The 11,748-nt window shown below is 73.8% G+C and carries 10 protein-coding genes; 2 read left to right on the forward strand and 8 right to left on the reverse strand.

The genetic code is table 11. The features are described from left to right. Nucleotides 1–30 precede the first annotated feature (30 nt). From AB0B35_RS05545 to AB0B35_RS05575, 7 genes are all read right to left on the reverse strand, one after another. Nucleotides 31–1,122: a potassium transporter TrkA gene (locus tag AB0B35_RS05545; RefSeq protein ID WP_361041037.1), complete on the reverse strand. Its 1,092-nt coding sequence runs from the start codon at nt 1,120–1,122 to the stop codon at nt 31–33. A 3-nt stretch (nt 1,123–1,125) separates the two neighbouring features. Continuing rightward, nucleotides 1,126–1,497 (reverse strand): aspartate 1-decarboxylase, encoded by a 372-nt coding sequence (panD, locus tag AB0B35_RS05550; RefSeq protein ID WP_360537153.1) that lies wholly within the window; start codon nt 1,495–1,497, stop codon nt 1,126–1,128. Nucleotides 1,498–1,631: 134 nt separating this feature from the next. Beyond that, a complete protein-coding gene (locus tag AB0B35_RS05555; protein ID WP_361041039.1) occupies nt 1,632–3,281 on the reverse strand; it encodes an AMP-binding protein in 1,650 nt (549 codons plus the stop codon). Then, nucleotides 3,271–4,470: a cytochrome P450 gene (locus tag AB0B35_RS05560; protein WP_361041042.1), complete on the reverse strand. Its 1,200-nt coding sequence runs from the start codon at nt 4,468–4,470 to the stop codon at nt 3,271–3,273. The genes AB0B35_RS05555 and AB0B35_RS05560 overlap by 11 nt, the downstream gene beginning before the upstream one ends. Before the next feature lie 165 nt (nt 4,471–4,635). Next, the gene (locus AB0B35_RS05565) at nt 4,636–5,730 is read right to left on the reverse strand and encodes a winged helix DNA-binding domain-containing protein (protein ID WP_361041045.1); all 1,095 of its coding nucleotides are present in this window, start codon (nt 5,728–5,730) and stop codon (nt 4,636–4,638) included. 53 nt (nt 5,731–5,783) lie between these two features. After that, nucleotides 5,784–6,569, reverse strand: coding sequence for a PIG-L family deacetylase (locus AB0B35_RS05570; RefSeq protein WP_361041047.1), 786 nt, complete (start codon nt 6,567–6,569; stop codon nt 5,784–5,786). A gap of 56 nt (nt 6,570–6,625) precedes the next feature. Continuing rightward, nucleotides 6,626–7,705, reverse strand: a complete 1,080-nt coding sequence (locus AB0B35_RS05575; protein ID WP_361041050.1) for a class I SAM-dependent methyltransferase — start codon at nt 7,703–7,705, stop codon at nt 6,626–6,628. 112 nt (nt 7,706–7,817) lie between these two features. On the opposite strand from AB0B35_RS05575, the gene AB0B35_RS05580 reads away from it, so the two are divergent. Together AB0B35_RS05580 and AB0B35_RS05585 are read left to right on the forward strand one after the other, a co-directional pair. After that, on the forward strand, nt 7,818–10,877 hold the full coding sequence (locus AB0B35_RS05580) for a BTAD domain-containing putative transcriptional regulator (RefSeq protein ID WP_361041051.1): 3,060 nt from the start codon (nt 7,818–7,820) through the stop codon (nt 10,875–10,877). Between the two features lie 89 nt (nt 10,878–10,966). Continuing rightward, a complete protein-coding gene (locus tag AB0B35_RS05585) occupies nt 10,967–11,305 on the forward strand; it encodes a hypothetical protein (protein ID WP_361041054.1) in 339 nt (112 codons plus the stop codon). Between the two features lie 10 nt (nt 11,306–11,315). Here the strand turns inward: AB0B35_RS05585 and AB0B35_RS05590 are convergent, their stop codons facing one another. Further along, on the reverse strand, nt 11,316–11,729 hold the full coding sequence (locus AB0B35_RS05590; protein ID WP_361041056.1) for a hypothetical protein: 414 nt from the start codon (nt 11,727–11,729) through the stop codon (nt 11,316–11,318). Nucleotides 11,730–11,748: the final 19 nt, after the last annotated feature.

Genomic DNA, 11,748 nt, shown 5'->3' on the forward strand with positions numbered 1-11,748 from the left:
TGCTCCTTTTGGGTCGGCGTGGGGTTCGGTTCAGATGAGGGCCGGGCTGGGGCTCGTGGCCCGCAGCCGTCGGCGCAGCACGCGGAACAGGTCCTGCACCGCGTCGTAGTCGGTGGCGTCCCAGCCGTGCGCCAGTTCGGGCAGGTGGGGCTCCAGCGCGGCCACCGCGGCGGGCAGGTGCCGGACCCGGCCGCCGCCGAGTTCGATGCCGTCGCGGCGGCCGGCGCGCACGTTCCACTCGATCGCCTCCGCCGGGCTCAGCCCCGGCAGATTGAGCGCGAGCCCGCCGCCGGTCAGCCGCACCGGGTAGCCGCCGGGCAGGCCGAGCGGCCCGGGCAGGCTGGTGTGCACCTCCGCGCCGGACAGCAGGTCGGTGAGCAGGCGCGCGCCCGCGTGCCCGGCGATCGCGTTGAGCTGCGTCCGGGGCAGCGCCCGGTCGGGCGCGAGCAGCGCCGTCACCCCGGGCACCGGCCGGCCGTCGCGCCAGGCGAGCACGTCGTCGCCCGGGTCGTCGGGGGCGTCGAGGTGCGCGTGGTGGCCGAGCACGGCCAGCCGGCGCTGGTCGGGCAGCCCCAGCGCGGCCTGCAGGCAGGCGGCCAGGGTGGCGACGTTGCCAACGCCGCAGAGCACCGGCAGCCCCATCGCGGCCAGCAGCGGGTTGACCGCGTCGGGGAAGCAGGCGTTGATCAGCGCGGTGTGCGGGCTGGCCGTGGTGATCGCACGGGCCAGCCGCACCACGACGGTCGCCTGCAGTGGCAGCGTCACCCCGAACCCGGCCTGCCCGACCAGCCGCGTCCACGACGAGGGCCGCTCGACCTTCTCGTACGGCGACTGCGCGGACGCGCAGCACACCAGGTACGTCGGCTGGAGCCGGGCCAGGGTGGCGGCCTCGTCGCCGAGCCGCTCCCCGGTGAAGCTGATCGCCGTGCCCGCCACCGCGGCCCGGGCCCGGCAGTGGCGGGCGAGGGCCGACACCGCGTCGGGGTTGCGGGCGAGCACGGTGACCTCGATCGGGGCCGCGTTCAGCGCGCCGTGCGGCGGTGCGAGCACGGCCAGCGACTCGCAGATCGAGGTCGCCAGCGAGCCGCTGCCGACGATGGCGATGTGGTGCCGGTTCGTCATGGCTCAGACGGCGGGATCGCTGTGCACGGCGGCGATGCGGTTGGCCTCGTCGACGAAGACGACCTTCGGTTTGCTGTCGCGGGCCTCGTCGTCGCTCATCATCGCGTACGCCGCGATGATGACCAGGTCGCCGGGGTGGATCAGGTGCGCGGCCGCGCCGTTGACGCAGACCACGCCGCTGCCCCGCTCGCCCTCGATGACGTAGGTCTCGAGCCTGGCCCCGTTGGTGACGTCCAGGACGTGGATCAGTTCACCGGGCAGCAGGTCGGCGGCGTCCATCAGGTCGGGGTCGAGGGTCAGCGAGCCGACGTAGTGCAGCTCCGCCTGGGTGACCGTGGCCCGGTGGACTTTGGACTTGAGCATGGTGCGGTACATATTCCGCGCAGCCTCCGATGACAGGACATGTCCGAGTGGGTGTTCGACGGCGAGGGCGGGGCCTTCGCGGAAGCCATTCTCACATGGAAATACTCGAACAGATAGTTGCTGTCACAGATATGCCACAGCCTGCTCTATCGCGCCGCGATACCTGCCCCTGCCAGGTATTTCTCGCGCAGCAACCGCTTGTCGATCTTGCCGAGTGCGGTCAGTGGAAGGCGATCCACGACGTCCATCGTCTGCGGCGCCCACAGTGAATTGAGGCGCTCCACACACCATTGCCGCAATTCGTCGATGTCGACCGAGACGTCCGGATGGAGTTGGACCACCGCGTGCACCGCCTCGCCGAGCCGCTCGTCCGGGACCCCGATCACCGCGGCCGCGCCCACCGCCGGGTGGGCGTTGAGCACGTCCTCGACCGTTCGGGAGTACACGTTGGACGACGTCAGCCCGGTGACGATCATGTCCTTGGCCCGGTCGACGAGGTACAGGTACCCGTGCGCGTCCAGGTAGCCGACGTCGCCGGTGCACAACCAGCCGCCGACCAGCGTCTGCGCGGTCAGCTCGGGCTGCCCCCAGTAGCCGGAGGTCATCAGCCGCGCCGACGCCCACACCTGCCCCACCTCGCCCGCGGCGGCGGGCCGGCCCGCGTCGTCGCGGATCTCCACCCGGGACGGCGGAAGCGGCCTGCCGCAGGAGGCCAGCCGCTCGGGAAACGCCGGATCGTGTTGCGCCGCCGGGTACGCGGCGAGCAGCGTCGCCTCGCTCATCCCGTACGCGACGAGCACGACCGGGCCGAACCGGTCCATCGCCTGGGCCAGCCGGGACGGGGCGATCGCGCTGCCCGCGCACGACAGCATGGTCAGGCTGCTCGTGTCGGTCGCGGCCAGGTCCGGGTGGTCGAGCACCTGGTAGAGCATCGGCGGCGGCAGCGTCGCCACGGTGATCCGCTCCCGCTGCACGGTGGCGAGGAAGCGCCCGGCGTCGAAGCCGTCGTGCTGCACCAGCAGCCCGCCGCTGAACAGCGTGATCAGCCCCGCGGCCTGCTGGCTGGAGTGCCAGAACCCGGCCACCGCGAGCTGCCGCAGCCGCGGCCCGCCCGCGTCGAGCTGCCGCCGCGCCGCGGCGAGCACATTGGCGAAAAAGTCGTGCCGGTGGTGCACCAGCTTAGGCAGGCCGGTCGTGCCGCCGGTCTGAAACAGCGACTGCGGCTCGGCATCGCCCGACGTCCGCAGCAGGGCCGAAGGCAACTGCGCCACGTCGGGTCCCGCAGGACCAGGGCCAGCCATGTCCGAATCGGCGGGGTCGGCGCCGGCCTCGCCGGACACGGCCGGATCGGAACCGGCCGGGTCCGGGCCGGTCACGTCGGGGCCGACCCCGCCCGCACCGAAACACAGCACCGGCAGGTGCGGGGCCTGGACGGCCAGGGCCGCGCCGGGCTCGGCGTGGGTGCGGGCGTCGTACACGAACCCGTCCACCTCGGCCAGCGCCAGGTACTGGGCGCTGAGCGAGGGCGGGGCGTTCGGCGCGATCCAGACCGAGCGGCAGCCGAGCAGGTGCAGCGCCAGTTGCGCGTACACGGCCTCGGGCTGGTTGCCCGCGAGCACCGCGATCGCCGAACCCGGCCGCACGCCGTGCCCGCGCAACGCCGCCGCCATGCCGAGCACGGCGGCACGCAGCTGCGCGTACGTGATCCGCCGGTCGCCGTGCACGATCGCCTCGGCGTCGCCGTGCCCGGCGAACAGCGCCAGCCCGCCGCGGACGTAATTGTCCTCAGCCGCCATGGCACGCGACGGTGAGCGTGTCGTGCCCGCGCAGGATCAGCGGTTTGGCCACGGTGCCCGGCTGCTGCGCCAGGGCGAGCTTCGGGAACCGGTCGAACAGCGCCGGGAACGCGACCTGGCCTTCCAGGCGGCTCAGCGCCGCGCCGAGGCAGTAGTGCGGGCCGAAGCCGAAGCTCAGCGACCCGGAATCGGGCCGGGCCGGGTCGAACGCGTCAGGGTCGGTGAACCGCGCCGGGTCCCGGTTCGCCGCCCCGACCATGACGAGCACCGCCTGACCCGCTGGGCAGGGCACACCCTCGATCTCGGCGTCCTCCGGCGCGTACCGCACCAGGATCTGCACCGGCGGCTCGAAACGCAGCATCTCGTCGACGTAGGAGCCGACGTTGTGCGGGTTCAGCTCCGCGCGCAGGTGCGGGCGCTCCAGCAGCATGGTCAGGCCGTTGCCGAGCAGGTGGGTCGTCGTCACGAACCCGGCGTTGAACGTCGTGATCAGGTTCGCGACGAGCGCGTCGTCGCCGAGGTCCGTGGCGGCGAGCAGGCTGACCAGGTCGTCGCGGGGTTCGCTGCGGCGCTTGCCGACCAGGTCCGTGAAGTACGCCGACAGCTCCCTGGCCGCCGTGTCGGCGCGGACCATGTTGCGCCAGTTCGCGCCGTCGAGTTCGAGGATCGCCCCGATCGCCAGCACCCGCGGCCGGAACCAGGCCAGGTCCTCCTGCGGCACACCCAGCAGCTCGGCCATCACGCTGCTCGGCAGCAGGTAGGCGAACTCGCCCATGAACTCGACCGGGCCGTCCGCGGCCAGCTGCGCCAGCCGGTCGAGCAGGCGCTCGGTCAGGTCCGTGACCGCGTGCTCCAGCGCGGCGACCCGGCGCGCGGTGAACGCCCGGCCGATGATCTGCCGTACGCCGTCGTGGGCGGGGCCGTCGGTGAAGAACATCGAGTCGCGCAGCACCCGCAGCGCCGGATGCCGCCGCCACTGCGGGGTGTGCAGGTCCAGGTAGGCCGCGTCGAGCTGGCGGAACCGCGGGTCCTTGAGCACCTGGGCGACCGCGTCGAAGCCGTGCACCGCCACGGCGAAGCCCTGCGCGCCGCCGTCCACGGGCACGGCGACGCCTTCGCGGTGCAGGCGCGCGTAGAGGGCCGGCGGATCCACACGTCCCTCTTCGGAGAGCAGTGCATTGAGATCCATGAGCACGTTCCTACCACACGGGCGATCCGGTCGGTATGCCGTCCTGCCTGGCCCGCAATGAATCCCAGCTCCGGCATGCGGACGGCGGACCACTGCCGGGAACCGGACAGCGCGACACCGGCAAACGCGGGCGGGTCCCGGTCCGGGTCGCCGCGCGGCGGCCAATCACCAGCGCGAGTTGAACCGCACGTCGCGGCGGGTGGCGTCGGCAGCGGCGAAGGCGAGCAGGCGCTCACCTTCCTCGGTCAGCTCCTGCACGTCCTTCGTCGGGATCTGGAACAGGGGCCGCACGACCAGCGTGGCCGCGCCCTTCTTCCGGGTGATCGTCCAGATCGCCTGGACGAACCCGTCGACCAGCACCGTGCCGGGCACGACCCCGGGCACCGCGAACACGTCACGCCGATCCCGGTCGTCCATGATCCGGAAGGTGTCGTCGAAGGCGTGCAGCATCGCGTCGAAGTCCGCGAGATAGCGGGCAGGCGCGGGGGTGTCCGGGTGCGGCAGCGGCGCGTCGGGCAGGTCGAGCAGCTCGGCGCCCTCCTCGTCCCGGTACGCCACCAGCCGCTCGCCGAGCCGGTCGGCGACCTCCCGGAGCCCGCCGAGCCCCGACCAGGCCTGGATGTCACGCACCGTCGCCGGGCCGAACGCGGCCAGATACCGCAGCACCAGGTCGTCCACGGTGGCCGGCGGCCCGTCGCCCGCGCCGAGCCAGTGCTCGGCGGTCGTGTACGCGGGCTGCCCGACCGCGCCCCACAGCCCGTGCGGCGGCACCGGCACCAGGGGCAGCCCGGCCCGCGCCGCCGCCCCGAGCGCGGCCGGATCGGCCTCGGGCCGGCGCTCGGCGAGCGCCGCGCCCAGCTCCTTGACGGTGTACGGCCGCTGCTCCACCAGCCCTCGCGCCTCGGCGGCGATCTCGGCGAGGTCCGCGCCGCGCAGGCGCTCCCGGGTCGCGGCGCTCAGCTGCCGCTCCTGCACGCCCTGCAGCAGCGGCCGGAAGGCACGGGCGTCACGGGCGCTGACCAGGTGCGGCGTGGCCTGCATCAAGCCCAGCCGCACGGCTGTCCGGGAGGTCAGCAGGTCGGACAGGTCGTCGACGCGGAACTCCCGCAGCCGCGTCCACAGCCCGAGGTAAGGCGGGTTCGGCGACTGGGCGGGCAGGCCGACGAGGTGCTCGACCGCCTCCAGCGCGGTGAGCGGCGAGCGCTCCAGCAGCAGCTGCCGCGCGAGCAGGGCACGGTTGAGGTCGCGGCGGGTCAGCATGTGTGGATCATTTCACGCCGCGCCGCCCCTACTGCCACGAGCACGGCCGTGGTTCAGCACTGGTGGTCCCATACGGCGTAGTCGGGCACGCGCGCCGCCGCAGGCCGCCACGAAGCCCATGTGCGGTCGGGCACCGGCCGAGCGTCGATGAAGCCCTCGGTCGCGCACCAGTCCCGCACGGTCTGCTCGCCGAGCAGCGCGACCAGCCCGGAGGTCTGGGTGGCCTGCGCTCGCAGCGCGACGAGCTTGCGGTCGGCCAGCGCGTCGTCGAAAAGCACGTCCAGGCTAAGCGCGGCGGCGGGCACCGCGTGCGGCAGCCCGTCGGCGAGGAAGACGTCGATCCGGTCGTACACGTCCTGCCAGCGAGCGAGGAACTCGTGGGTGAGGACCGGATGCAGCAGCCGGGCGTTCGGGGCGGCCCGCTTCCGCGCGGCCGTGGCCCAGCGGGAAACCGCCTGGTGGTCGGCGTGCCCGGTGAAGCCGTCGGGTCCGAAGGTGACGATCGTGTCGGGCCGCACCTCGGCCACGATCGCGGCGAGCCGGTCCACGACGGCCTCCCCCTGCTCGGCGCAGCCGCCGTCGGGAAGGCCGAGCACGTGGTGTTCGGTGACGCCGAGCACGGCCAGTGAGGCGCGTTGCTCGTGGGCGCGTACCGCGGCCAGCCGAGCGGGCGGCCAGCTCACCGGATCGCCAGTGCCGTGCTCGCCGAGCGTCGCGGTCACGCAGACCACGCGCTGCCCGGCGTCGCGGGCCGTGGCCATGAGCCCGGCGGAAAGGTAGACCTCGTCGTCGGGATGGGCCCAGATCCCGAGGACGGTGCCGAGTGCGGACACGGACATGGCGGCTCCTCATCGGAGAACGGGCCCGGTCACGTGGACCGGGCCCGGGGTCGGGTTCAGACGGTGATCTCGTACAGGTTGTTGAACGGGTTGCCGATCTCGACCTTGGTGACCGAGCCGAAGCCCGCCCGCGCGCACAGTTCGCGTGCGGTGTGCTCGTTGAATCCGCACGTGCCCAGGCCCGCGCCGTGCTGGGCCAGGGACGTGGTCAGGCAGTACAGGATGCTGATGCCGTAGAAGTAGGCGCCCAGCGGTCCCGCGTTGTCGGGCAGGTGGTGGCTGGCGTTGATGTCGACGCACACGTAGTGCCCGTCCGGGCGCAGCGCGCCGCGGATCGCCTTCAGCACCGCCGCTGGCTCGACGAGGTCGTGGATCACGTCGAACGTGGTCACGATGTCGTACTCGCCGGGGATGCCCGCGGCCGCGTCGCAGACCTCGAACCGCACCCGGTCGGCGACCCCGGCCTCCAGCGCGGCGGCACGGGCCGCGGCGATCGACTCCGGGTGCACGTCGAATCCGACGTACCGCCCCGCGGGGAAGGCGCGGGCGAGGCCGATCAGGGCCCGTCCCCGGCCGCAGCCGACGTCGGCGACCTGCGCGCCCAGCGCCAGCTTCGCGTACACCTGCGGCATCGCGGGCACCCACACCTGCGTCAGCAGGTGGTCGAAGCTGCCGGCGGTGAACCGCTCCAGCCCCTGCCACCAGTCCTCGCCGTACGCCGCCAGCGGCACCCCGCCGCCGTCGCGGAACGCCTCGGTCACCCGGCCGAGCACGCCGGTGAGCCCATACAGGGCCTGGTGCAGGCCGCCGAAGTAGACCGGGCTGTCGGCGGCCAGCACGGGCACGTGCTCGGCGGGCAGCGTGAAGCGCCCGGTGGACTCGTCGTAGGTCAGATAACCGTGCGAGGCCATGGACGACAGCCACTCCCGGACGTAGCGCTCGCCGGTGCCGGTGCGGGCGGCCAGTTCGGCGCTGGTCACCGCGTCCGAGTCGGCCAGTGCCCGCCACAGGCCCAGCCGGTCGCCGAGCATCGCCATGGTGGTGACCATCCAGGCGCTGGTGTCGCCCGTGACCCGGCCCGCGAACTCTTCGACGGCCGCCGCGGACGCCTCGACGGTGATCTCTGCGGTGGTCATGATCCTTACGCCTCCTATAGTGAGGGGTTGTGACGGTGGAACCGACAACTCCGATGCTGGCGGCCACACCTTGCAGCGCTCTTGCAGCCGCCTTGCGGCGGGCGGGGCCGCGGTGCTGACGTTCGGCGTGCTCGGGCCGCTGCGCGTCCGGTCCGGCGAGCGCGACGTGGTCATCGGCAGCCGGACGCAGCGGCTGCTGCTCACGGCCCTGATCGCCCAGGCGGGCTCGGTGGTGTCCGGCGACCGGCTGATCGAAATCCTGTGGGGCGACGACGCGCCCGCGACCGCGGTGCCGTCCCTGCACACGTACGTGTCCCGGCTGCGCGCGCTGCTGCATGCCGACGGCGAGGCGGCGCTGTCGACCCGGCCGCCCGGCTACCTGCTGCGGGTCACGCCCGCGCAGACCGACGCGGGCCGGTTCGAGTCCCTGGTCGGCGAGGCCGGCCGGACCCTCCCGGGCGACCCCACGGCGGCGCTGGCGCGCCTGGACGAAGCCCTGGGCCTGTGGCGCGGTACGGCGTACGCCGAGTTCGCCGACGAGGACTTCGCCCGACCGGAGGCGGCCCGGCTGGCCGAGCTGCGACTGGGTGCGGTCGAGCAGCGCTTCGAGGCCGGACTCGCCCTGGGCCGCCACGCCGACCTGGTCGCCGCGATCGGGGCGTACGCCGACGAGCAGCCGCTGCGCGAGCGGCCCTGCGGCCAGCTCATGCTCGCCCTGTACCGGTGCGGCCGCCAGGCCGAAGCCCTCGCGGCGTTCCGGGCGTTCCGGCAGCGCCTGGACGACGAACTCGCCGTCGAGCCGTCCGCGGCGCTGCGCGGCCTGGAGACCGCGATCCTGCGCCAGGACCCGCGGCTCGACCCGCGCCCGGCAGCCGCCACGGCATCAGACGGACCTGCTGCCACGACGGTCGGCGAGCCACCTGCCGCGGCGGCGAGCGCGTCAGCCGACGGCGCCGATGTCCAGGCCGCACCTGAAGGTGGCACGGTTCCGCAGGAATCGTCCAGTTTCATCGGCCGCGAGGATGAACTGACCGCGATCCGGGCCGCCTTGGACACGAACCGGCTGGTCACGCTCACCGGACCCGGCGGCGTCGGCAAGACCCGGCTCGCCGTCCAGGTCGCGGCCGGGGCGCGGGAGCACCCCGACGGTGTGCGCTGGTGCGAGCTGGGCGCGATCACCGACCCGGCCGCGGTCGGCCACGCCGTCGCCGCCGCGATCGGGGCACGCCAGCAGCCCGGCTCCGACATCACCGAGTCGGTACGCGCCTACCTGGCCACCCGCTCGCTGCTGCTGGTCGTCGACAACTGCGAGCACGTGCTCGACGCCGCCGCCGCGCTGCTCGCCGCCCTGCTGCGCAGCTGCCCCCGGCTGACCGTGCTGGCCACCAGCCGCACACCGCTCGGCGTGCCGGGCGAGCAGATCCAGCCGATCGCACCGCTGCCCGTGCCCGGCGACGACACCGACCCTGCGGGATCGGCATCGGTGCTGCTGTTCGCCGACCGTGCCCGCGCGGTGCGGCCGGGGCTCGACCTGACCGGGCCGAACCTCGACCACGTGGCGGAGGTCTGCCGCCGCCTCGACGGGCTGCCGCTGGCCATCGAACTCGCCGCGGCCCGGATGCGCGCGCTCAACCCCGCCGACCTCGCCGACCGGCTCGGCGACGGCCTGAAACTGCTGGCGGCCCGGTCCACCGCCGTCGAGCGGCACCGCACCCTGCGCGCCGTCGTCGACTGGTCGTACACCCTGCTCAGCCCCGCCGAGCAGCGCCTGTTCGACCGGCTGTCGGTGTTCGCCGGCGGGTTCACCCTCGCCGCCGCCGAGCAGGTGTGCGCCGAACCGGGCCTCGTCGACACCCTCGCCGCGCTGGTCGACGGCTCGCTGGTCACCGCCGGGCCGAGCGCCGGGCAGGTGCGCTACGGGATGCTGGCGACGCTGCGGGCGTACGCCGCGGAGAAGCTCGCCGAGCGGGGCGAGGCGCACGCGCTGCACGACGCGCACGCCGCGTACTTCGCCGCGACCGCCGAGCGGTTCGGCGCGACCATGCGCGGTCCCGACGAGGGCCGGTGCGTGGCCGTGCTCGACGCCGACCTGGCCAACCTGCGCGCCGCGCACCGGTGGGCCGTCGAACGGCGCGACGCCGACCTGGCCATGCGCGTCTCGGCCGGGCTCTACCACTACGTCGTCTACCGGTTCCACGACGAGGTCGTGTCCTGGGGCGAGACCGTGCTCGGCCTGCCCGACGCCGCGACCCATCCGCTGTACCCGGTCGTCTGCGGCGCGGTCGGCGAAGGGCTCACGCTGCGCGGCGACCAGCGCCGTGCCCTCGCCATCGCCGAGTCCGCGCTGGCCGGAGCCGCCGACCCGCAGGGGCCGTCGTGCCTGCCGGTACTCAAGGTGCTGGCCGCGGTCGCGCTCTACGAGGGCCGACTGGACGACTGCAGCCGCTGGGCGCAGGAGCAGACCCGGCTCGCCCGCGTGCACGGCGACGCGTGGCGCGAGGGCGAAGGCCTGCTGTTCCACGGACTGGCGCGCACGTACGCCGGAGATGTCGCGGCCGGGCTGGCCGTCGCCGAGGAGAACCTGCGCGTCACCACGCGCCTGGGCAATCCGAGCCTGCTCGCGTGGGCGAAGTACTGCCAGGCCGAAGCCTTGTGCGGCGACGACCCGGCGCGGGCCCGCAAGCTCTACACCGAGGCCGTCGCGCTCGCCGACGGCGTGGCCGGCACGTTCACCGCCACCATCGCGCAGGTCGGGCTGGCCGCTCTGCTGGCCCGGTCGGGTGAGGACGCCGCCGCGCTGCGCGCCTTCCGGCAGTGCGTGGACCGGTGGCACCGCCTGCAGGTGTGGCACCACCAGTGGACGACGCTGCGCAACCTGGTGCCGCTGCTGGTCCGGGTCGGCTCGGCCGAAGCCGCCGCGACGCTGCTCGGCGCGCTCGACGCCGCCGACACGGCCGCGTACGGCTCCGACGCCGACAGCCTCGCCGAGGCCGCCGCCGGCCTCACCGCGACGCTGGGCCCAGCCGGCTACGCCGACGCCGTCGCCGCAGGTAGCACACTCGGTCCGGATGGGACGGTCGCCTACGCCCTGTCCGCGGTAGACGCAGCCCTCACCTCCATCGACCCGGATCTAGATGATGTGTTGTCACCCGGGCGACAACACGTCATCTAGATCCATTGTTGCGTCGCGCGTCCCGGCACATGGGCCGCGGCGGCGAGGCCGATTCCGGTGGCCAGAGTGGGGGTGTCACCATCTGGTTCGTGATCACATCATTGGAGGGGCGGCGATTCCTCGCCGAAGCGGATGTCGCCGGAGGCGAGGTCGGCACGCAGACGGTGTTCGACTACCACGAGCGAGACGGCACGGTCTGGGCCGAGTACTCCGGCGGCGCGATCCGGCGCGGCTTCCTCGTCGGCACCCGCGTCGGCGACCGGCTGGACTTCCGGTACACCCAGCTCAACACCGACGGGCAGACCTCGACCGGGCACTGCGTGTCGGTGCTGTCGCAGCTCGACGACGGCCGGCTCCGGCTGGACGAGACCTGGGAGTGGGAGTCCCGGCCCGGCTCCGGCACCAGCGCCGTCGTCGAACAGAACTGAACCGGGCGGATCAGGTCGGCGGCAGCACGGCGCCGACCGCGGCGAGATCCGCTTCGGGGATGGCCAGTTCCAGCGAGCGCTCGCCGACCCGAACGGCCAGGATCCGGCACGACGGATTGACGTCCCAGCCTTCGCGCACGGAGACCGCACGGTTGCCGTGCACGGTCAGCCCTTCGGGACCGAGCGCGATGCGCCGGGTGGTCATGCCCGGCGGGGTCCACCACATGCTGTCGGCCGTGATGAGCAGGTCGCCGTGACGCCACTGGGTCTGCCCGGCGCCGGTGTCCCGGATCCCGCACGGCACGCGCACGGGTTCACCGGCGGCGAGCGCCGCCCGCCGCGCCTCGGCACGCCGAAGCTCGCGCCGCTCGGCCCAGCCTCCGCCGAGCAACCCGCCGATCAGCCCTGCCACCAGGTCCAACACCCGCCACCCCCAGCCGTCG

The sequence above is a fragment of the Catellatospora sp. NPDC049133 genome (genome assembly GCF_040648455.1).
Classification (GTDB): Bacteria; Actinomycetota; Actinomycetes; order Mycobacteriales; family Micromonosporaceae; genus Catellatospora; species Catellatospora aurea.

Bases quoted from the DNA above. Each gene is read 5' to 3' on its own strand.
- AB0B35_RS05545 (WP_361041037.1), bottom strand. From the start codon at position 1,122: ATGACGAACCGGCACCACATCGCCATCGTCGGCAGCGGCTCGCTGGCG.
- panD (WP_360537153.1), bottom strand. From the start codon at position 1,497: ATGTACCGCACCATGCTCAAGTCCAAAGTCCACCGGGCCACGGTCACC.
- AB0B35_RS05555 (WP_361041039.1), bottom strand. From the start codon at position 3,281: ATGGCGGCTGAGGACAATTACGTCCGCGGCGGGCTGGCGCTGTTCGCC.
- AB0B35_RS05560 (WP_361041042.1), bottom strand. From the start codon at position 4,470: ATGGATCTCAATGCACTGCTCTCCGAAGAGGGACGTGTGGATCCGCCG.
- AB0B35_RS05565 (WP_361041045.1), bottom strand. From the start codon at position 5,730: ATGCTGACCCGCCGCGACCTCAACCGTGCCCTGCTCGCGCGGCAGCTG.
- AB0B35_RS05570 (WP_361041047.1), bottom strand. From the start codon at position 6,569: ATGTCCGTGTCCGCACTCGGCACCGTCCTCGGGATCTGGGCCCATCCC.
- AB0B35_RS05575 (WP_361041050.1), bottom strand. From the start codon at position 7,705: ATGACCACCGCAGAGATCACCGTCGAGGCGTCCGCGGCGGCCGTCGAA.